Source organism: Nocardia exalbida NBRC 100660 (genome assembly GCF_000308575.1).
Lineage (GTDB): Bacteria > Actinomycetota > Actinomycetes > Mycobacteriales > Mycobacteriaceae > Nocardia > Nocardia exalbida.
Map to the genome: position 1 here is coordinate 37,444 of NZ_BAFZ01000083.1, position 21,100 is coordinate 58,543.

Annotated in this window: 18 protein-coding genes; 9 read left to right on the top strand and 9 right to left on the bottom strand. The window is 70.0% G+C overall.

Translation table 11 applies throughout. The features are described 5' to 3' along the window. Positions 1-34: 34 nt before the first annotated feature. A complete protein-coding gene (metE, locus tag ON29_RS20060) occupies positions 35-2,305 on the top strand; it encodes a 5-methyltetrahydropteroyltriglutamate--homocysteine S-methyltransferase (protein ID WP_040868456.1) in 2,271 nt (756 codons plus the stop codon). A gap of 381 nt (positions 2,306-2,686) precedes the next feature. Here the strand turns inward: metE and ON29_RS20065 are convergent, their stop codons facing one another. After that, positions 2,687-3,058 carry a nuclear transport factor 2 family protein gene (locus tag ON29_RS20065; RefSeq protein ID WP_040868395.1) on the bottom strand — a complete coding sequence of 124 codons (372 nt, stop codon included), beginning with the start codon at positions 3,056-3,058 and terminating at the stop codon, positions 2,687-2,689. A 246-nt stretch (positions 3,059-3,304) separates the two neighbouring features. Here ON29_RS20065 and ON29_RS20070 point away from each other — a divergent pair, with 246 nt between their 5' ends. Next, positions 3,305-4,726: a short-chain fatty acyl-CoA regulator family protein gene (locus ON29_RS20070; protein WP_040868396.1), complete on the top strand. Its 1,422-nt coding sequence runs from the start codon at positions 3,305-3,307 to the stop codon at positions 4,724-4,726. Between the two features lie 19 nt (positions 4,727-4,745). Here ON29_RS20070 and recG read toward each other — a convergent pair whose 3' ends face one another. Together recG and fakA are read right to left on the bottom strand one after the other, a co-directional pair. Continuing rightward, positions 4,746-7,028: an ATP-dependent DNA helicase RecG gene (gene recG, locus ON29_RS20075; RefSeq protein WP_040868397.1), complete on the bottom strand. Its 2,283-nt coding sequence runs from the start codon at positions 7,026-7,028 to the stop codon at positions 4,746-4,748. A gap of 3 nt (positions 7,029-7,031) precedes the next feature. Continuing rightward, entirely contained in the window at positions 7,032-8,819 is a 1,788-nt protein-coding gene (gene fakA, locus ON29_RS20080; RefSeq protein ID WP_245549032.1) for a DAK2 domain-containing protein, read from the bottom strand. A 287-nt stretch (positions 8,820-9,106) separates the two neighbouring features. On the opposite strand from fakA, the gene rpmB reads away from it, so the two are divergent. The 3 genes from rpmB (at position 9,107) to ON29_RS20095 (ending at position 10,737) form a co-directional block, all read left to right on the top strand. After that, on the top strand, positions 9,107-9,298 hold the full coding sequence (gene rpmB / locus ON29_RS20085) for a 50S ribosomal protein L28 (RefSeq protein WP_011210730.1): 192 nt from the start codon (positions 9,107-9,109) through the stop codon (positions 9,296-9,298). A gap of 103 nt (positions 9,299-9,401) precedes the next feature. After that, positions 9,402-9,938, top strand: coding sequence for a GNAT family N-acetyltransferase (locus ON29_RS20090; RefSeq protein ID WP_051175405.1), 537 nt, complete (start codon positions 9,402-9,404; stop codon positions 9,936-9,938). Positions 9,939-9,948: 10 nt separating this feature from the next. Continuing rightward, positions 9,949-10,737 (top strand): enoyl-CoA hydratase/isomerase family protein, encoded by a 789-nt coding sequence (locus ON29_RS20095; protein WP_040868461.1) that lies wholly within the window; start codon positions 9,949-9,951, stop codon positions 10,735-10,737. A gap of 7 nt (positions 10,738-10,744) precedes the next feature. Here ON29_RS20095 and ON29_RS20100 read toward each other — a convergent pair whose 3' ends face one another. From ON29_RS20100 to thiL, 4 genes are read right to left on the bottom strand one after another with little or no spacing between them, the layout of a single operon-like run. Continuing rightward, positions 10,745-11,608, bottom strand: coding sequence for an alpha/beta fold hydrolase (locus ON29_RS20100; protein ID WP_040868398.1), 864 nt, complete (start codon positions 11,606-11,608; stop codon positions 10,745-10,747). Between the two features lie 58 nt (positions 11,609-11,666). Then, complete coding sequence (locus ON29_RS20105) at positions 11,667-11,906, bottom strand: hypothetical protein (protein WP_040868399.1); 240 nt, start codon at positions 11,904-11,906, stop codon at positions 11,667-11,669. 52 nt (positions 11,907-11,958) lie between these two features. Beyond that, complete coding sequence (locus tag ON29_RS20110; protein ID WP_040868400.1) at positions 11,959-12,642, bottom strand: uracil-DNA glycosylase; 684 nt, start codon at positions 12,640-12,642, stop codon at positions 11,959-11,961. 11 nt (positions 12,643-12,653) lie between these two features. Then, the gene (gene thiL / locus ON29_RS20115) at positions 12,654-13,820 is read right to left on the bottom strand and encodes a thiamine-phosphate kinase (protein ID WP_040868402.1); all 1,167 of its coding nucleotides are present in this window, start codon (positions 13,818-13,820) and stop codon (positions 12,654-12,656) included. Positions 13,821-14,080: 260 nt separating this feature from the next. On the opposite strand from thiL, the gene ON29_RS20120 reads away from it, so the two are divergent. Then, positions 14,081-14,758: a DUF3515 domain-containing protein gene (locus ON29_RS20120; RefSeq protein WP_373283894.1), complete on the top strand. Its 678-nt coding sequence runs from the start codon at positions 14,081-14,083 to the stop codon at positions 14,756-14,758. A 129-nt stretch (positions 14,759-14,887) separates the two neighbouring features. Here ON29_RS20120 and ON29_RS20125 read toward each other — a convergent pair whose 3' ends face one another. Together ON29_RS20125 and ON29_RS20130 are read right to left on the bottom strand one after the other, a co-directional pair. Then, positions 14,888-15,991, bottom strand: a complete 1,104-nt coding sequence (locus ON29_RS20125; protein ID WP_040868404.1) for a D-alanine--D-alanine ligase family protein — start codon at positions 15,989-15,991, stop codon at positions 14,888-14,890. Positions 15,992-16,079: 88 nt separating this feature from the next. Further along, positions 16,080-17,075 (bottom strand): NAD(P)H-dependent glycerol-3-phosphate dehydrogenase, encoded by a 996-nt coding sequence (locus tag ON29_RS20130; protein ID WP_040868407.1) that lies wholly within the window; start codon positions 17,073-17,075, stop codon positions 16,080-16,082. Positions 17,076-17,106: 31 nt separating this feature from the next. Here ON29_RS20130 and cofC point away from each other — a divergent pair, with 31 nt between their 5' ends. The 3 genes from cofC to ON29_RS20145 all read left to right on the top strand — a co-directional run bounded on the left by cofC (position 17,107) and on the right by ON29_RS20145 (position 20,992). Further along, on the top strand, positions 17,107-17,790 hold the full coding sequence (gene cofC, locus ON29_RS20135; RefSeq protein WP_040868409.1) for a 2-phospho-L-lactate guanylyltransferase: 684 nt from the start codon (positions 17,107-17,109) through the stop codon (positions 17,788-17,790). A gap of 71 nt (positions 17,791-17,861) precedes the next feature. Then, positions 17,862-20,033: an RNA degradosome polyphosphate kinase gene (locus tag ON29_RS20140; RefSeq protein WP_040868410.1), complete on the top strand. Its 2,172-nt coding sequence runs from the start codon at positions 17,862-17,864 to the stop codon at positions 20,031-20,033. Between the two features lie 50 nt (positions 20,034-20,083). Then, positions 20,084-20,992: an NUDIX hydrolase gene (locus ON29_RS20145; RefSeq protein WP_245549033.1), complete on the top strand. Its 909-nt coding sequence runs from the start codon at positions 20,084-20,086 to the stop codon at positions 20,990-20,992. The last annotated feature ends 108 nt before the right edge of the window (positions 20,993-21,100 follow it).

Genomic DNA, 21,100 nt, shown 5'->3' on the forward strand with positions numbered 1-21,100 from the left:
CGGCGATGGCTTTCGTCCACAGCAATGGAGAAACATCGTGACTGTTGCACAGCAGAACCCGTTCACCGCGACGGTTCTCGGGCTTCCGCGAGTGGGGCCCCGGCGGGAACTGAAGCGGGCCACCGAAGCCTATTGGGCAGGCGAGATCGACGCAGGCCGGTTGCACGCCGTGGCGCGCGACCTGCGGCGGGCCCAGCTCACCGATTTGCGAGCCGCGGGCCTCGACTCGATTCCGGTCGGCACCTTTTCCTACTACGACCAGATGCTCGACACCGCCGAACTGCTGGGCGCGCTGCCGCCCCGGGTCGCCGGGATCGCCGACCCGCTGGATCGGTATTTCGCCGCCGCGCGCGGCACCGAAACGGTGGAGCCCTTGGAGATGACCAAGTGGTTCGACACGAACTACCACTACCTGGTGCCGGAAATCGGCCCCGAGACCGCGTTCTCGCTGCACCCGGAGAAGCTGCTGGCGCAACTGCGGGAGGCGCTCGAGCTGGGCGTGCCTGCGCGACCGGTGGTGATCGGCCCGATCACCTTCCTGAAGCTGGCCAAGGCGAGCGGCGGCCCGGCCCTGTCCCGGCTGATCGAACTGCTGCCGCTGTATCGGGAACTGCTGCGCAGGCTCGCCGTCGCCGGTGCCCAGTGGGTGCAGATCGACGAGCCGGTGCTGGTCACCGACCTCACGGCGGAGGAGATCGGCCTGGTGCGGGTCACCTACGCCGAACTCGCCGACGCCGCCGAGCGTCCGGCGATCCTCGTCGCGACCTATTTCGGGCAGCCGGACGCCTCGCTGCCAGCGCTGGCGAGCACCGGCATAGAAGGAGTGGCCCTCGACTTCACCTCCGGCGCCGATGTCGCCGCGGTGGCCGACGTGCCCGCGCTGACCGGGAAGCTGATCGTCGCGGGGGTCGTGGACGGGCGCAACGTCTGGCGCACCGATCTCGACCGCGCTGTGGCCACCCTGGGTACGTTGCGGGGATCCGCTGCGCAGGTGGCGGTTTCGAGTTCGTGCTCGCTGCTGCACGTGCCCTACACGCTGGCCGCGGAGACGGGGTTGGACGAGCGGCTGCGCTCCTGGCTGGCGTTCGGCGCGGAGAAGGTGACCGAGGTCCGCCTGCTCGCGACCGCGCTGAGTGACGGTGCGCAAGCGATCGAGGCCGAGTTGGCCGAGGTGCGTGCGGCGCTGGCGTCGCGGAGGTCTGATCCGCGGCTGAACGATCCGCGGGTGCGGGCCCGGCTGGCCGCGCTCGGGCCCGACGCCGTCCGCCGCGCACCCGCCGAACAACGCCGGGACCTGCAACGGGACCGTTTGCGGCTGCCCGAACTGCCGACCACGACGATCGGTTCCTACCCGCAGACCTCGGCCATCCGGCTTGCGCGCGCCGCGCTGCGCAAGGGCGAGATCGACCGGGCGGAGTACGTCCGCCGGATGCGCGACGAGATCGCGGAGGTCATCGCGCTACAGGAGCGATTGGGGCTGGACGTGCTGGTGCACGGCGAGCCGGAGCGCAACGACATGGTGCAGTACTTCGCCGAGCAACTCGACGGGTTCGCGGCGACCGAGCAGGGATGGGTGCAGTCCTACGGGACCCGCTGCGTGCGGCCGCCGATCCTGTTCGGTGACGTCGCGCGGCGGGAGCCGATGACCGTCGAGTGGATCGCGTACGCGCAGTCGCTCACCGACAAGCCCGTGAAAGGCATGCTGACCGGACCGGTCACCATTCTGGCGTGGTCGTTCGTGCGCGACGACCAGCCGTTGGGCGACTCCGCCCGCCAGGTGGCGCTGGCGATCCGCGACGAGACCGTCGACCTCGAGTCGGCGGGCATCCGGATCATCCAGGTCGACGAGCCCGCCCTGCGTGAACTGCTTCCGCTGCGCGCGGCCGACCAGCCCGGGTACCTGGAGTGGTCGGTGCGATCGTTCCGGATCGCGACCTCAGGAGTGTCCGATGCGACACAGATCCACACGCACCTGTGCTACTCGGAATTCGGTGAGGTGATCGATGCGATCGCCGGGCTGGACGCCGACGTCACGTCGATCGAGGCGGCGCGCTCCCGCATGGAGGTGCTCGACGATTTGAACGCGGCGGGATTCGACCTCGGCGTCGGCCCCGGCGTGTACGACATCCACTCTCCGCGGGTGCCCAGCGTGGACGAGATCACCACCTCGCTGCGCGCGGCGCTGAAAGCTGTTCCGGCCGAGAGACTCTGGGTTAATCCGGACTGCGGGCTGAAGACCAGGGGGCGCGCCGAGGTGGAAGCCTCACTGCGCAACATGGTCGCCGCGGCGGCCGCCGTCCGGTAACCCTTCCCGCCCATCGGCGTTCGGTGCCCCCTTCCCGCTTGAAGGGGGCACCGAACCGTCAAGAGCCGCAGTCCGTTTCCGGCTCCGGCCGCGGTGGTTGCCTGCGGCGCAGCGTGTACCGATCGCACGGTTCCTCCCGCCGCGTCACCGGCAACTCCCGCGCCCGCGCCCGCATCCCCCGCCGCCACGCCGTATGACACCCGGAACAACGCTCCATCGGCTACCCCTCCTCGCATGTCGACCACCGGACAATCGTTCCCCTCTTACCTACTTCGACGTGCCCACCCCCCGATTCGGTTCCATCCGATCCGGAAGTCATCGCCACCACCGAGGCCGGTCGAACAGCGGAATCGAGGACGACCTGTTCGACCTGGTCCCGCTCTACAGTCCGAAGGCCCGGTTGATGGCGGCCATGTCGAAGTAGTCTCGCCACGTGGTGATTTCGCCGTCGGCGACCTCGAAGAAGCCCATGACCGGCAGCGGGGTCTCGCGTCCAGCGGAGCGGAGGGTGTCGGTGCGCTCGTTCATCACCACGTTGCCGGAGGCGACCTGGTGATGGATGTCGAAATCGATGGCCTCGAAGGTGGTCAGGAAACCGGCGATGAAGTCGCGGATGGCGGTGCGGCCGACGATGGGTTCCATCGGGATGTTGTGGTAGACGGCGTCCTCGGCGAAATACGCGCTGATCCGATCCGGATCTGGGTCGGACCAGCTTCGGCACATCGCACGCACGAGTTCGTCGGGGTCGGGCATTGGTTCTGCTCACTTTCCTGCTGCCGGAAGGCGGGTGCCGGGCCTCTCGATTCAACCAAGCAATTGCTCGGTAGGGAAGGGGATCGATAAGCATTTTCATGCCCGATCCTCAATGCGACGGCAAACCTCTCTTCGCACGCTACGCAGATCGAAGGCATTGCTGGATACCTCGCAAAAGCATATTCCTGCGGGTAAGAACGCGCGTTCTTGCGATGATTGCGAATCATCGCAGCTACCATCGTGCACGTGCGCAAGATGTATGCGGGCGCCCGGCTTCGGCGATTGCGCGAAGAGCGGAGGATGACTCAGGCGGCTCTGGCGAAATCGCTGGACCTGTCGCCGAGTTATCTCAATCAGCTCGAGCGCGACCAGCGCCCACTCACCATTCCCGTACTGCTGAAACTCAATTCCACCTTCGATCTCGACGTCCAGTTCTTCGCCGCCGATTCCGACGCGCGACTCGTGTCGGACCTGCACGAGGTGCTCATCGACGCCGCGGGCGGGCACACCGCGCCGCTGACCGAGGTGGAGGAACTGGCAACCCGCCAGCCGGAGGTCGCCAGGATCGTCGTCGCGATGCATCGCCGACTACGCGCCGCCACCGATCAGCTGGACCTGCTCTCCGCGCGGGTGTCCGCGCCCGCGGGCGCGCCGGGCGTGCCCATGCCCTACGAGGACGTGCGGGACTTCTTCTACGACCATCACAACCACATCGCGCAGCTCGACATCGCCGCCGAGCAGCTGTTCGAGAACTCCGGGCTCACCATCGGCTCGCTCGATCGTCAGCTCGCCCGCATCGCCGAGGAACGCGCCGGAGTCACCGTTCTGGTACGCGGCGACGGCGCCGACCCCACCGTCCCCAAGCGCCACTACGACCCGGAGACCCGGACGCTAACGCTGGCTCGCCGGTTGCGGCCCGGCCAGCGCGCCTTCCAGATCGCCACCACGCTCGGCCTTCTGCTCTACGGAGCCGAGCTGGACGCCGTCTTGGCCGAGAGTCCGGCGCTCAACGGCGAATCCCGCACCCTGGCGCGGATCGGGCTGGCCAATTATTTCGCGGGCGCGCTGGTGCTCCCGTACGGCCGATTCCTGCGGTCGGCCGAGGAACTGCACTACGACATCGATCTGCTCGGTCTGCGGTTCGAGGTCGGCTTCGAGACCATCTGCCATCGGCTCAGCACCCTGCAACGGCAGGGCCAGCGTGGCGTCCCGTTCTTCTTCGTGCGCACCGACCGGGCGGGCAACATCTCCAAACGGCAGTCCGCCACCGCCTTCCATTTCTCCCGGGTGGGCGGCAGTTGCCCGCTGTGGGTGGTGCACGAGGCCTTCTCCAACCCCGGCCGCATCCTGACCCAGGTGGCCGAGATGCCCGACGGCCGCCGCTATCTTTGGGTCGCGCGCACCGCCGCGATCGCCCCGCACGGGTTCGGTACCGCGGCGAAGAATTTCGCGATCGGCCTCGGCTGCGATGTCGAATACGCCGACCGCCTGGTGTATTCGGCCGGGTTGCAGCTGGACGACCCGGCGGCATCGGTGCCGATCGGCGCGGGCTGCAAAGTGTGCGAGCGCCCCGCGTGCCCGCAGCGCGCCTTCCCGCACATCGGCAGTCCATTGGCGGTCGCCGAGCACACCAGCACCGACCTGCCCTATCCGCGGCTGGGGCGCTGACCTCGCCGGGGCCGGGGCATCAGGACTTGGCCAGGTACTCCAGCCGCTCGGAATCGACGGCCGCGTGCATCATTCCCGCCAGGCCGGGATGTTTGCGCAAGCCCGGGTCGGACGCCACCACGGCGCGGGCGAATTCCTGGGCGGCGGTGATGACCTCGAGGTCGTCCAGCAGCGACAGCAGGCGCAACGAGCGGGCCGTGCCGGACTGGGCGGCGCCGAGCACGTCGCCCTCGCGGCGGGTACGCAGGTCGAGCACCGCGAGTTCGAAGCCGTCGGTGGTGGCGGCGACGGCGTCCAGCCGCGCCATCGCCGACCCGCCCGGCGCGGCATCGGTGACCAGCAGGCACAACCCGGGGTGCCGGCCCCGGCCGATCCGGCCGCGCAGCTGATGCAACTGACTGACGCCGAACCGGTCGGCGTCGACGATGACCATCACCGTCGCGTTGGGCACGTCCACGCCGACCTCGACCACGGTGGTGCACACCAGTACGTCCACCGATCCGTCGTTGAACGCGCGCATCACCTGGTCTTTTTCGTCGGCGGGCAGCCTGCCGTGCAACAGGCCGACCCGGACGCCTGCCAGTGGTCCGCCGCGCAGCATCTCGAAGACGTCGAGCGCGGCCTGGGTGGTCGGGCCCTCCTTCTCGCCGTCGCCGGACTTCGAACGCCCGTTGCGGGACTTGCCCGCCGTCTCCTCGTCGTCGCCGATGCGCGAACACACCACGTACGCCTGGCGCCCGGCGGCGACCTCCTCCACGATCCGTTCCCACGCGCGATCCACCCAGTTCGGATGCTGCCTGCGCGGCACCACCTTGGAGACGATCGGCGAGCGTCCTTTCGGCAGTTCGGTCAGCGTGGAGGTCTCCAGATCGCCGAGCGTGGTCATGGCGATGGTGCGCGGGATCGGCGTCGCGGTCATCACCAGCAGATGCGGGCTGACACCGGTTTTGGCCTTGGCGCGCAGGGCGTCTCGCTGCTCCACGCCGAAACGATGCTGCTCGTCGACCACCACCATGCCGAGATCGAAGAACTCGACGTTGTCCTGGATCAGGGCGTGCGTGCCGATCACGATGCCCGCCTCGCCGGTCACCGCTTCCAGCAGCGCGGCCTTCTTGGCCGCGGCCGACATCGACCCGGTCACCAGCACCACGCGGGTGGCGTGGTCGGACGCGCCCAGTTCGCCCGCGGCCCCCAGTTCACCGAGCATGCCGCGCAGCGACCGGTAGTGCTGCGCGGCGAGCACCTCCGTCGGGGCGAGCAGCGCACACTGCAATCCCGCGTCCACCACCTGCAACATGGCGTGCAGGGCGACGATCGTCTTGCCGGAGCCCACCTCGCCTTGCAGCAAGCGGTGCATCGGTTGCTCGCGACCCAGATCGGCGGAGATCTCCGCCACGACCTGTTTCTGCCCCGCCGTGAGCTCGAAAGGCAGCCGCTGGTCGAACGCGGCGGCGATGCCGTCGGTGCGCGGCGCGCAGGCGCGCGCCCGGCGGCCGGACACCTCGTGCCTGCGCTCGGCCAGCACCAATTGCAGGGCCAGCGCCTCGTCGAAGCGCAGCCGATCCTTGGCCTGATCGATATCGGTCTTGCGTTCGGGCAGGTGGATCAGGCGCAGCGCGTCGGAGAGGTTCGGCAGCGCCCGTTCGGCGCGCACGTCCTCCGGCAGCGGATCATCGAGCGGATCGAGCTGGTCGAGCACCTGCCGCACGCACGCGAGCACGTCCCAGCTCTGCACCTTGGCGGTCGCCGGGTAGACCGGGATGAACTCGCGTTCCATGAACGACGTGTCCACTCCCCCCGCGCCCGCGGCGCTCTGCGCGAGACCCCGCAGGTCTCCGCCGCCGCGCACCTTCGTCAGCGCGCCGACCGAATCGTCGTCGCCCTCGGCCTCCGGCAGGATCAGGTAGCCGGGATGACTGAGGTTCCACTGGCCGGGGCGCCAGTAGTTCACCGTGCCCGACATCATCGCGCGCAGACCTTCGCGGACCACGTATTTCACCTTGTCGCCATTGAAGAAGGTGACGTCGACGCCGCGCCCGGAACCGGTGTCGAGAACCACCTTCAGCAGCGATCCGCGGCGGTTGCGCATCGGCCGCAGTTCGGCCTTGGTGATCCGCCCGATGACGGTGATGTGCGAACCGTCCTCGGGCGCCTCCTCGGTGAGCGGCTGACCCTGCGTCGCGTACCGCAGGGGGTAGTGCCGCAGCAGATCCTCGACGGTCCGCATGTCGAACGCGTCCGCCAGCGAGTCCGCCGCCTTCGCGCCGAGAATGTGGTCGAGCCGATCGCTCAGTGCCGCCATAAGCTACTCCACTCCGATCTGCACCGAATCGCCTTGCTGCCCACCGGAATACACGATCACCTCGACCCCGGGAAAGTTCTGCGCGATATGGGCGGCGAGTTCGTCGCCGAGACCGTCCGGCGCCGCCGCTCCCATCAGCAGGGTGACCAGCTCGCCGCCGAAGGCGAGCAGGCGGTCCAGCAGCGTCCGCCCCGCCGCGCGCACGTCGGGCTCGATCACGACGACATCGTGCCCGGCCAGTCCGAGACCGTCGCCCGGCTCGCAGGTGCCGACCATGGTGAGCGCGCGCTCGGTCGCCGGGCGCAGCGAGCCCCACCGCGTCGTGGCGGCCGCTTCCGACATGGCGAAGGCGTCGTCCACCGCGAATCGTCCTCGGTCGTGCACGGCCAGGGCGGCCAGACCCTGCACCATCGACGCACTCGGCAGCAGCAGCACGTCCCGATGGGCGTCGCGCGCGGCGACGCCGACCGCGACCAGTTCGTGCGCGGGCAGGGCGCCGTTGGGCAGCACCAGTACCTCGCGGTTCGGCATCCGCCGGATCGCGGTCAGCAGCGTCGTCGCGGTGACCGGCTCGTCGCCCGCCAGCACCACGGCGCCCGCGTCCTCGAACAGCGTCGCGGCGCCGGCACCGGCGACCACCGCCAGAATCCCGCGATCGGCCGGAAGTTCGGGCGTCGCCCCCGCGCTCGAGCCGAGCCCACCGACCACCACCTGGGTCGAATCGGCAGCCGGTGCGGACGACGCGATGCCCCCGGTTCGGACGGGCCGGGGCCGCGCGTCGGAGATACCGTCACCGACGAGGGGATTCGCCGCTTCCACGCGTTCGCCGGACCCGGCCGGGGCGTCTCGGTGCGGCGTGCGGACAACATTCTCGATGCGGATCCGGCTGAGTTCGCCCGCCGCGATGCCCGCCTCCACCGCCGCTCCGGCGTCGGCGCAGTGCACATGCGCCGACCAGGACCCGCCGCCGTCACCGACCACCACGACCGAGTCGCCGAGTTCGCCGAGCCGGGCGCGCAGCGCGGCCACCTTCCGCTCGTCGGAGCCTGCCAGCAGGTACATCACCTCGTACTGCGGCTCGGCGTCGTCGGCGGGCGCCGATCGCGCCGCCGCGGGCCGTGGGTACTCCGGCCGCGCGGGCGCCTCACCCCGGGTCACGGTGACCAAGCTGTCCAGCAGCACCACCAATCCGCGGGCTCCCGCGTCGACGACACCGGCCCGACGCAGCACACCCAATTGGAACGGCGTGTCGCCGAGCGCCTTGGCCGCGCCGTCGGCCGCCGCCAGCGCAACGTTCGCCAGCTCCTGGTCCGGGCACTGCGCGGCCGCCGCGGCCGCGCGGTCGAGCACGGTGAGAATGGTCCCTTCGATCGGCACGCTCAGCGCTTCGCGGACCAGTTCGGAGGCCCTCGCCAGCGCGGCGCGCAGGCTGTCGGCCGTGAACGGGCCACCGTCCACCGCGTCCGCGACGCCGCGCAGCACCTGGGACAAGATGATCCCGGAGTTGCCCCTGGCACCGACCGTCGCGCCGTGCGCCATCGCGACGGCTACGGCGCGGGCCGCGCTCCCGTCCGCGTTCGCCGCCGCCTCCCCCGCCTCCACCGCGGCGCGCATGGTCGCCAGCAGATTCGTACCGGTATCCGCGTCCGGGACGGGAAAGACATTGAGTGCGTTGATCTCCTCACGCCGGTGTTCCAGGCCGGCGAGACAGGCGCGGCCCCAGCGCAGCAATGCCGTGCCGTCCACTACATCCCGCACTCCGGACACCGTCACCTCACTCCCTTCGGCCACCTGCCCACCCTCGCCGCCCGCCAGGTTAGCGGGCGGTCCCGACAGGCGACCGGTAAGACCGTGCTCCTACACTGGGGATGCCCGGCAACGAATCCGGCACTCGTCCGTGAGGACCGGTTTGGTGGATCGGCGCCTGCACAGCTACCCTTGCAGGGTTGCCTCGCGTGGCCGTCGCCGGTCTGCGCTGGTCGGCTCTCCGTCGGCAGGGCACACTCGACATTGCAACGGGGACGCGTCGCACCGCGAAGGCGGCGGTCCCCACCATTGACATGAAGGAGTTCGCGACTATGGCTGCCGTCTGCGACGTCTGCGCCAAGGGCCCCGGCTTCGGGAAGTCGGTCTCGCACTCGCACCGGCGCACCAACCGTCGTTGGAACCCGAACATCCAGACCGTGCGTGCACAGGTCGCTCCGGGCAACACCCGCCGCATGAACGTGTGCACCTCCTGCCTGAAGGCGGGCAAGGTCGTCCGCGGCTGATCCGCTTCCCGGCTGACCGCTACCGTCGGCACACGCCCCGGCACCCATATCGGGTGGTCCGGGGCGTTGTCGTGACTGCGGTGTGCCGACGAGCGTGGCAGCGGTGACCGAGCATCCGTGGCGAGTCCGGCCGCTGACCGCCGAATACGTCTACAGCCTGGCCGAATGCCATATCGACTGTTGGCGCGAGGCGTATCAGGGGCTGGTGCCCGCGCACGTACTCGACGCGTTCGACATCGAGCGCCGGGCCGAGCTGTGGGAGCGCGACCGGGTGCGCTATCCGGGCCGCACACACGTCGCGGTCGCCGAGGACCTGGTCATCGGATTCTCCAGCGCGGGCCCGCCCGGCGACGCGGACGCGATGACCCCGCTCGAGCTGCACGCCCTCTATGTGCGGTCCCGCTGGCACGGCAGCGGAGTCGCCGACGATCTGATCCGCGCCGCCCTCGATCCGGCCGCCCCGTGCTCGCTGTGGGTGTTCGAGCGGAATGCGCGGGCCCGGGCGTTCTACCGCAAGCACGGTTTCGTGCTCGACGGCACGCGCAAGGTCGAGCCGTTCACCGCCGCGATGGAAGTGCGCATGGTGCGCACCCCATCTCGGCGTCGGCCACCCGCGGACGTGTCCTACCGTGCCCGTTAAGGTGCAGATCATGACCTCCAGCGAGCAAGCAGGGTACGTGACAACCGTCGACGGCGTCCTCCAGATCACCATCGCCACCTCCGCCAACGGCACGTCCATGGACTTCGCGGGCATCAACGCGGGCACCGCCGCACTGCACTCGCTCGGTTCCGAGGTGGGCGCGGTGCTGCTGCGGGGCACCGGCGCCAACTTCTGCGCGGGCGGCGACGTGCGCGGCTTCGCCGCCGCGCGGGATCGCTCGGCGCACATCCACGGTCTGGCCACCGACCTGCACGAATTCGTCCGCGCGCTCGACGCGGTCACGGTCCCGGTGGTGGCCGCGGTCCAGGGTTGGGCGGCCGGGGCGGGCATGAGCCTGGTCTGCCTGGCCGACATAGCCCTCGGCGGACCCGGCACCAAGCTGCGCCCGGCGTATCCGGGGATCGGCCTGAGCCCCGACGGCGGCATGTCCTGGACGCTGCCGCGCGTCGTCGGGCGGGCGCGCGCCCGCGAGATCCTGCTCACCGACGCCGTCTTGGACGCCGACGAGGCGGTACGCCTCGGCGTGCTGAGCAGGCTGGTCCCCGACGGCGAGATCGCCGAGGAGGCGCAACGCCTCGCACGCACCATCGCCGCCGGACCGCGTTCCACCCACGCGAGCATCAAAACGCTGCTGCGGCAGTCGGATACCGCGACGCTGAGCGATCAGCTCGACAGCGAGCGCGACAGAATCGCCGCGGCCGCGAGTTCCCCCGCCGGACGGGAGGGCGTCGACGCTTTCGTCGCCAAGCGCAAGCCCGACTACGCCGCAACGGCCTGATCGGTCGTCACTCGAGGGTCGAGAGGACGAATTTCGCCACCGCGTCGGTGAACGAGTCGTTGTCGTCACCGGCCGCGGTGTGCGCGGCGCCGCCGATCTCCACGAGCTGGGCGTGCGGCACCAGCCGCTGGAACGCCTCGGCTCCTTCGGCGCTCACCACGTCCGAGCGCATGCCGCGGACCAGCAGCACCGGGATGCGCAGCGCCCGCGCCGCGTCCTCCATCGGCTCGATCATCGCGGACGGGTCCTCCGGCCGGTCACCGAGCATCTCGGGATCCCAGTGCCAGTACCAGCGACCGTCGCGCTCGCGCAGGTTGCGCAACAGGCCTTCGGTGCTCTTCGGCCGCGGACGGTGCGGCAGGTACTCGGCGACCGCGTCGGCCGCCTGTTCGATGCTGTCGAAGCCATCGCGATGCTTGCCGAGGAAGTCGATCACCCGGGCGACCCCTTCCGGCTCGGGCCGGGTCACGATGTCGACGAGCACCAGGGCGCTGATCGCCGCTCCGCCGGGCCGCGCGGTGGTGAGCAGCCCGGTGATTCCGCCCATGCTGGCCCCTACGACCACCGCGGGGGCGCCCAGCTGTTCCAGCACCAGCAACAGGTCGTCGACCATGGTCTGGCGCCGGTAGTCGCGATCCGGCGCCCACTGGCTGTCGCCGTGCCCGCGGGCATCGACCGTGACGACCCGCATCCCCGACGCGCCCAGCCGGGCGCCGGTCTTCTTCCACGAATGCCGGGTTTGCCCGCCACCGTGCAAGAAGACGACGAGCGGGCCGTCGACCGGGCCGAACTGATCGGCGGCCAGCTCGATTCCGCCCGAACCGCGCAGCCGGAGCCGGGACGGTTCGAGAAGATTGTTCGCATTACTCACGATCTGTAGGATCGCACAACGCTGTTCCGCGCCGGCGCGAACCCGGCGAATCGAGGGTTCAGCAGCCGAGATTGCCCACGAAGAACAGGCACGCGATCTTGGCGTTCACCGACGCGGACAGGGTGGAGGAGCCGCTGGAGGTGTATTCCTCGGCGACCGGAGCCGTCGTGGTCTCCGCGGCGGGCTCGAGCCGCAGGGGGGCCGCTCCCGCGACGGCCGCGCCGCTGGTCAAAGCGGCACAGAAGGCCAAGGTCGCGGTGGTGCCGCGCAGCGCGCCGCGAACGGTGGTGTTGTGCATGGAACAGCTCCTCACTCGTTAACTCTCGGTCGATCACACACAGACGCCCGAATCAGGGCAGGCGCCAGTCAACCGGTTCGGCACCCAGTTCGTCGAGTAGTTCGTTCACTCGAGAGAAGGGGCGGGAACCGAAGAACCCACGAGACGCCGACAGCGGCGACGGATGCGCGGACTCGATATACGGGACCTCGGCTTCGGCCAGCAGCGGCTTCAGCGTCGCCGCGTCGCGGCCCCACAGGATCGCCACCAACGGCTCGTCCCTGGCGACCAGGGAGCGGATCGCCTGATCGGTGACCTCCTCCCAGCCCTTGCCCCGGTGCGAAGCGGGCTTACCCGGCGACACGGTGAGCACGCGGTTGAGCATCAGCACACCTTGGTCCGACCATGGGCTCAGATCGCCGCAGGAGGGCGTGGGGTGGCCGAGATCCTTGCTGTATTCGGCGAAGATATTGGCCAGGCTGCGCGGGATCGGCGAAACATCCGGCGCCACGGAGAAACTCAGCCCCATCGGGTGGCCGGGCGTCGGGTAGGGATCCTGACCGACCACGAGCACGCGCACCGCGTCGAACGGACGCTGGAAGGCGCGCAGCACGTTCTCACCGGACGGTAGGTAGCCACGGCCCGCGGCGTTCTCGGCACGAAGGAATTCGCCCATGGCGGAAATCCGATCCGCCACCGGCTCGAGTGCCTTCGCCCAGCCCGGATCCATGATTTCCGACAGTGGTTTCGCGCCCATGACCGCACAACTTAGCGTGGCTCGCCGTCGGACGGCGATTCCGCCCCACGGAACGATTCCCACCCACCGCCGCCCGTCTGCGCGACGCCGTCGACGGTAAGCCCGCGACCGGCCACAACCCGCCCGATCACGACCCATCCGGGTGGGAGCGCGCGGCCCGGCGCCCACGCGCCCGCGAAGGCATGGTCCTCGCCGCCGGTCAGGATCCATTGCGCCGCATCGGCGTCCAGCCGAGCGGCGACAAGCTCCAGCGCCGGGTCGTGCAGTGCGGCCGAATCCAGGTCGATGGCCACGCCAGAGGCCGATGCGATGTGCCCCAGATCCGCGAGCAACCCGTCGGACACGTCGGTCAGCGCGTGCAGCCCGAGGCCGGGCGCTCCCGGCGCCGGACCTTCGGACGCGGTGCGCGTTTCCGGTTCGGCACCGAGCGGCTCGGGCCGGGACGACGATGCCGGGTCTCGGGTTTCGAGCGAGACAGACTCGGAATCCTGCGCGGCCACACCGGATGCGACGCCACCCGAAAACGGCTCAGCCGCACCGAGTTCCGATCCTCCGGGAGGACCACCGCGCAGTGCGTCCAGGACGAGGGCATACGGCGGCTGCGGGACCCGGTGCGCGGCAAGCGCTTCGGCGACATCGGGGCCGGTCACCCCGGCGGTGAAGGCGGCCAGGCCCGCGGCCGACCAGCCGAGCCGGCCCGCCACCGCGACGACATCCCCCACGCGCGCACCCGCTCTGGTGATCGGCGCGCCACCACCCGGATCGCCGAAGGCGGTGACGGAGACGACCAGTTCCCTGCTGCGGACCAGGTCGCCGCCCGCGATGGACGCCCCCGCCCTGGCCGCCTCGGCCCACATGCCGTCGGCGAGTCCGTCGACCACCTCGAGCGGGGTATCGGCGGGGCAGCCGAGCGCGACGACGAACGCGGTCGGCGTGGCGCCCATGGCGACCACGTCGGCGGCGTTCTGCGCGATCGCTTTGCGGCCCACGTCCTCGGGACTGGACCAGTCCAGCCGGAAATGGCGGTCCTGCACGAGCATGTCGGTGGTCACCACGAACCGGCCGTCGGGAGCCGCGATCAGCGCCGCGTCGTCGCCGGGGCCGAGCAGCACGCCCGGCGCCTGCACCCGGCCCGCGTTGATGCGGTCGATCAGCGCGAACTCCCCCAGTTCACGCACTGTCCTCGGGGCCCTGCTGGCGCTGATGACCGATCCTCTCCGGCGCGGTGCTTGCTGGAACGAGCCCGACGGTACCCTTTCGGAGGCATTCGAGTACTTCCGGCCCGGTCCGCCGCTGCGCGGCTGCCGACCAGGGCGACGCGCATCAGAAAGGATCGGTGACCATGGCGGCGGATTCGCCGGACCGCGATTCGGAGCAGCGGGACGAACACCCGGAAGCCGCTACCGAATCCCGCGAGTCCGGGCACACGGACGATGCGGTGGGTAGCGCCGACGCCGCGACACGGGACAACGGCACCGGGGACAGCGACGCCGAGGACTCGCCCGCCCCAGTAGACGAGAGCGACACCGAAGACTCCGCAGCAGCGGGTGAACCGGACAACCCGCCCGCGCAGGCCTCCGCGCACCAGTACTCGCCCGCACTCATCGCCACCGCCGTGGCGCTTCCGGTCGTGCTGGTCGTCGCCGTGATCGTGGCCGCCGTGCTCGCGCGCCGCGCGCCCGTCGAGCGTGAACCGCTGGTGCTCGGGCCCGTCCCGGCCCCGGCGGCGGAGGGTCCGGCCTGCGCCGAACTGCTGCCCGCCCTGCCCGCGAACCTGGGTGAGTTCACCAAATCGACCCTGGTCGAGCCCGCGCCGCCCGCCACCCGCGCCTGGCAGCGCACCGAAGGCGGCGACGCCATCGTGCTGCGCTGCGGGTTGGACCGCCCGCTGGAATTCAACCGCGCCTCGCCGCTGCAGATCGTCAACGGCGTGCAGTGGTTCGAGGTCCGCGACCGGGCCGCCGCGGCGAGCACCTGGTTCGCCGTCGACCGGGGGACCTACGTCGCTCTCACCGTCCCCGACGGCTCGGGCCCCACGCCGCTGCAAGAAGTCTCCGACACCATCACCGCCCACCTCCCGGCGCAGCCCGTCGACCCGGGACCGCTGCCCAACTGACGGCGAGCAACGTGCGCCTATCCGCCCGCGAAAGCCTGGGCCGGACCACTCGTCCCGTGGCACCCGGCCTTACAGGCGATCAGAGCCGAACGCGAACCAGAGTGGGACCGAGTTCCGGGAGGAGCGGGCTCAACGCAGGCCGATGCCGCGGGCGAGCGCGGTGTCGATGAGCGAGGAGATCAGTGCGGCGAAGTCGACGCCGGTGGCCTCCCACATGCGCGGGTACATGGAGATGGCGGTGAATCCCGGCATCGTGTTGATCTCGTTGATCACCGGTCCCTGCTCGGTGACGAAGAAATCGACCCGCGCCAGGCCCTGGCAGTCGAGGGCGCGGAAGGCTCGCACGGCCAGTTCCCGGATCTGGTCGGAGACCTCGTCGTCCAGCTTGGCGGGGACGTCGAATTCGCAGACGTCGTCGAGGTACTTGGTGTCGAAGTCGTAGAAGGCGGGCGCGTCGGCGATGGTGCCGGTCTCCGGCATCCGGATCTCCGCGACCACGCTCGCCGCGACCCGGCCGTCCGGGAATTCCAGGACCCCGCATTCCACTTCGCGTCCGACGATGCCCGCTTCGACGATCACCTTCGGGTCGTGCGCGCGCGCCGCCGCGATGGCGGCATCCAGGTCGTTCCAGTCGCCGACCCGGGTGATGCCGATCGACGAACCGCCGCGGGCGGGCTTGACGAACACCGGCAGGCCGAGGCGCAGCCGGTCCTCCTCGGCGACCGTCGCGGTGCCGGGCCGCAGCACCACCTGGATACCGACCGGCAGTCCTTCGGCCGCGAGCAGTTTCTTGGTGAACTCTTTGTCCATGCCCGCCGCGCTGGCCAGCACACCGGGGCCGACATAGGGGACTCCGGCGAGTTCCAGCATTCCTTGCAATGTGCCGTCCTCACCGAACGGTCCGTGCAGGATCGGGAAGACCACGTCGACCGCGCCGAGCGCGGCGCTCGGATCATCGAGTGCGATCAGCGCCCCCGGGCGGCTCGGGTCCGCGGCCAGGGTGAGTGCCGTGCCCGCGGCGTCCACCGAGGGCAGGGCGCGATCGTGGATGCCGAGCGCGGCCACCTCCGCACCGCCGAGCACCCAGCGGCCCTCGGTGGTGATGCCGATCGGCACGGCCTCGTACTTCTCCGGATCCAGATGACGCAGCACGCTACCGGCCGATACGCAGGACACGGCGTGCTCGTTGCTGCGCCCGCCGAAGACCACTGCCACCCTGATCCGGTTCGTCATGCTCCGAACCGTACCCGTTTCGGTGCGCGCTCCCACCGCTGACCGTCCCGGACACTCCGGCCTCCGTGCACGCGGCGCGGAGCCGGAATCACTCCGGCTTCATCCGCCGCCCGAGCAGGTTGCCGACCGCTTCGCGCACGGAGAGTCCTTCATGGCAGACCTGATGCACGGCGGTGGTGAGCGGCATCTCCACGCCCTGCCGCTCGGCCAGCGCGCGCACCGATGTGCAGGACTTCACACCCTCGGCGACTTGGCCATGAGTGGCCGACTGCGCGGCCTCCATGGACCCGCCCGCGCCGAGCACATGACCGAACGACCGGTTGCGCGACAGCGGGGAGGTGCAGGTGGCGACCAGATCACCGACTCCGGCCAGGCCCGCCAGCGTCACCGGCTCGGCGCCGAGGGCCACCCCGAGCCGGATGATCTCGGCCAGACCGCGGGTGATCAGGCTGGCGATCGAGTTGTCGCCCAGGCCCATTCCCGACGCGATCCCGCAGGCCAGCGCGATGACGTTCTTGCAGGCGCCGCCGATCTCGCAACCGACCACGTCGGTGTTGGTGTAGGGCCGGAAGTATCCGGTCGCGCTGGCGTGCTGCACCGCCACGGCGCGGTCGTTGTCCGAGCAGGCGATCACGGTCGCGGCGGGCTGGCCCACCGCGATCTCGCGCGCCAGGTTCGGCCCGGACAGCACCGCGATCCGGCTCGGATCCGCCTCGGTGACCTCCTCGATCACCTGGCTCATCCGCAGCAGCGTGCCGGTCTCGATCCCTTTCGCCAGGCTCAGCAGGGTGGCGTCGGCCCCGATCAGTCCCTTCCACGCCGCGAGGTTCGCGCGCAGCGACTGCGACGGCACCGCCAGCACGACGATGTCGGCTCCGTCCAGCGCCACCGCCGGGTCGTGGGTCGCCGCGATCGGCGGCAGCGGAATATCCGACAGGTAATCGGGATTGCGATGTTCGGAGGCCAGCGCCGCGGCGACCTCGGGGCGCCTGGCCCAGATCGTGACATCGGTTCCCGCGTCCGCCAACACCTTCGCGAACGCGGTGCCCCACGATCCCGCGCCCAGCACTGCCACCCTCGTCATCAGCCCAATATGCCATGGAAGGATTGCTCGCATGCGCCCGCACGCCGTGCATGCCGTGATCGCGGTCAAGAGCCTCGATCAGGCCAAGAGCCGACTGGCCGACCGGCTGCGCCCGGAGCACCGGGCACGCCTTGTGCTGGCCATGCTCGCCGATACCGTGACCGCCACCGCGGCGGTCGGGGAGGTCGTGTCGGTCACCGTGGTCACGCCGGATCCCGAGGTGGCGGACCTGGCCCGCGCGCTGGGCGCCGACGTCCATCCGGAACCGCGCGAACCACACGCCGACGGGCTGAACACCGCGCTGGCCGCGACCGCCGCCGCGTTGCGCGGTGCGCACGGGCCGATCGATCTGCTCGCGCTGCAAGCCGATCTGCCCGCGCTGCGCCCGGAAGAGCTCTCGGACATGCTCGCCGCTGCCCCGCGCGGACTGCGCTCGATCGTGGTCGACCACGAGGGCAGCGGCACCTCCGCGCTCGTGGTTCGCGACCCGGTCGCGGCGCTCGACCCCCGCTTCGGCCCCGGTTCGGCGCGCAGCCACATCGAGGCGGGGGCGGTCGATCTCACCGGGGACTGGCCGGGGCTGCGCCTGGACGTCGACACCGCCGCCGACTTGGACCGCGCGGTGGCGCTCGGGGCCGGAAACGCGACCCGTGCTGTCCTGCACGACATCGGCTGGCCGGGCGGCGTTCACGAACCCGTTCCACACGTGTGCTAGCCGGTCGCCATGGTGGTGTGAGACACACGTCGATCGCGCTCGCGGGGTGCGCGGGTGCTCTCCGGTAGGGGATGATCGTTGACGTGAGCGATACGGAAACCGTCAAGCAGCAGCCGTTGCTTCCCACGCCACCCCCGGCGGCGACACCCTTGTCCGCCGACGAGTCGGCTGCGCGGTTGCCACGCGATCGCTACCTCAATCGTGAATTGAGCTGGCTGGACTTCAACGCCCGCGTGCTCGCCCTCGCCGAGGACGAGTCGCTTCCGTTGCTGGAGCGTGCGAAGTTCTTGGCGATCTTCGCGTCGAATCTCGACGAGTTCTACATGGTGCGGGTCGCGGGACTGAAACGCCGCGCCGAGACCGGTCTGCTGGTGCGTTCGGCCGACGGCCGGTCTCCCGGCGAGCAGCTGGAACTGATCGCCGCGCGTACGCAGGAGATCGCGGTGCGGCATGCCCGCGTCTTCCTCGACAGCGTGCTGCCCGCGCTGACGGCCGAGGGCATCGCGATCATCGACTGGAACGACTTGGACGAGGGCGAGCGCCAGCGCCTCTCGGGTTACTTCCAGGATCAGGTGTTCCCGGTCCTCACCCCGCTCGCGGTGGACCCGGCCCATCCCTTCCCCTATATCAGCGGGCTGAGTCTCAACCTCGCGGTGACGGTGAAGGACTACTCGACCGGCGGCGAGCACTTCGCCCGCGTCAAGGTGCCCGACAACGTCGACCGGTTCGTCCGCGTGCGCCGCACCGAATCCGGCTCCCCGATCGCCGCTTTCCTGCCGATGGAAGCGCTCATCGCCGCGCACCTGGATCTGCTGTTCCCCGGCATGGAGGTGGTCGAGCACCACTCGTTCCGGATCACCCGCAACGCGGACTTCGAGGTCGACGAGGATCGCGACGAGGACCTGCTGCAGGCGCTGGAGCGCGAGCTGGCCCGGCGGCGGTTCGGTTCGCCGGTGCGACTAGAGGTGTCCGACGACATGACCGAGCACATGCTCGATCTGCTCCTGCGGGAGTTGGACGTGGACCCCGGCGACGTCATCGAGGTGCCCGGCCTGCTCGACCTGTCCTGCCTCTGGCAGGTGTACGGCGTGGACCGGCCGAATCTGAAGGACACCCCCTACGTCCCCGCGACACCGCCAGCGTTCGGCGAGCGCGAGACGCCGCGCAACGTCTTCGCCGCGCTGCGCGAAGGCGACGTGCTCGTGCACCATCCGTACGACTCGTTCTCCACCAGCGTGCAGCGCTTCATCGAACAGGCCGCCGCCGACCCGCAGGTGCTGGCCATCAAGCAGACGCTCTACCGCACCTCCGGCGACTCCCCGATCGTCAACGCGCTCATCGACGCGGCCGAGGCGGGCAAGCAGGTGGTCGCCCTGGTGGAGATCAAGGCACGCTTCGACGAGCAGGCCAACATCAAATGGGCCCGCGCGCTGGAACAGGCCGGCGTGCATGTGGTGTACGGCCTGATCGGCCTGAAGACGCACTGCAAGACCTGCCTGGTGGTGCGACGAGAGGGCGCGACCATCCGCCGCTACTGCCACATCGGGACCGGCAACTACAACCCGAAGACCGCGCGCCTCTACGAGGACGTCGGATTACTCACCGCGGCACCGGAAATCGGCGCCGACCTGACCGACCTGTTCAATTCGCTGACCGGTTACTCGCGAAAAGAGAATTACCGCAATCTGCTGGTCGCCCCGCACGGCGTGCGCTCCGGCATCATCGAGCGCATCCAGCGCGAGACCGAGCTGGCGAGTCAGGGCGAGGACGCCCGGATCCTGATCAAGGCCAACGCGATCGTCGACGAGGAGATCATCGACGCGCTGTACCGGGCCTCGCAGGCGGGCGTGCCGGTGCGGATCGTGGTGCGCGGCATCTGCGGGCTGCGCCCCGGCGTGGCCGGTATGAGCGAGAACATCGAAGTCCGCTCCATCCTCGGCCGGTTCTTGGAGCATTCCCGCATCCTGCACTTCCAGGCGCAGGACGAGTACTGGATCGGCAGCGCCGACATGATGCACCGCAACCTGGATCGGCGGGTCGAGGTGATGGCGCAGGTGAAGGATCCGCGGTTGACCGAGCAGCTGCACGGGGTGTTCGACTCCGCGCTGTCGCCGACCACGCGCTGCTGGGTGTTGCAACCGGACGGCACCTGGCGGGCATCGCCGGGCACGACGGGCGACGGGGACAAGATCAGAGATCATCAGGAGTTCTTGATGCGGCTGCGGAGGCCAGAACAACAGTGAACGCCAAAACGGGGTTCGAGCAGGAGGGGGGCCCGATCTGGGATCCCCGGGTGACTGCCAATATCTACGCCGCAGGGGCGGTGCTGTGGCGTGAATCGTCGGCGGGGACGATCGAGATCGCGCTCGTCCACCGACCCAAGTACGAGGATTGGTCGCTGCCGAAGGGCAAACTCGATCCGGGTGAGACCCCGGTGCTGGCCGCGGTTCGCGAGGTCCGCGAGGAGACCGGGCTGGAGTGCAGGCTCGGCCGCTACCTCGGCCACGTGACGTATCCGATTCCGGGCCATCGCAAGCTCAAGCGGGTCGACTATTGGGCCGCCGAGCAGGCGGGCGGGGAGTTCACCGCCAACTCCGAAGTGGACGTGCTCAGCTGGCACCCGCTGGATCGGGTGATGGACCAGTTGTCGTATCCGATGGATCGGCAAGTGGTGCGCGCCTTCACCCGGCTGCCCGCACGCACCGACACCCTCCTTCTGGTCCGGCATGCCAAGGCCGGCCGCAGGGACCGCTACAACGGTCCCGACGAGCAGCGTCCGCTCGACCGCGAGGGTGAGGCGCAGGCGCGCGCGCTCACGCCGAATCTCTTGGCATTCGGCGCATCTGAGATCTATTCGGCCCCTCCCCTGCGCTGCGTGCAGACCGTGGCGCCGCTGGCGGAGAAACTCGGCGCCGAAATCATCGAGGAGCCATTGTTTTCCGAGACCGGGTACGCCGAACACCCGGACGAGGCCCGGGAATGTCTTCGAGCCCTGGTGTCGGACAAGGCCGTTCGCGTCGTCTGCAGTCAGGGCAAGGTGATCCCGGATCTGCTGGGCTGGTTGGCCGAACGCGACGGGATCGCGCTGCCGTCGGCGCGCAATCGCAAGGGCAGTGTGTGGGTGCTGTCGTTCGTCGGCCACCGCTTGGTGGCCGCCGACCATCTGGATCGATCGCTGTCAGCCTACGACGCGGAGTCCTGATACGACGGCAACTTCCCCGTCACCGCGCGGGTCGGCGGGCGCCGATGACGACAACGGCGCCGCGAGGATGAGGCGACGGTAGGCGGACAGCCGAAAACGGCCCCGGGT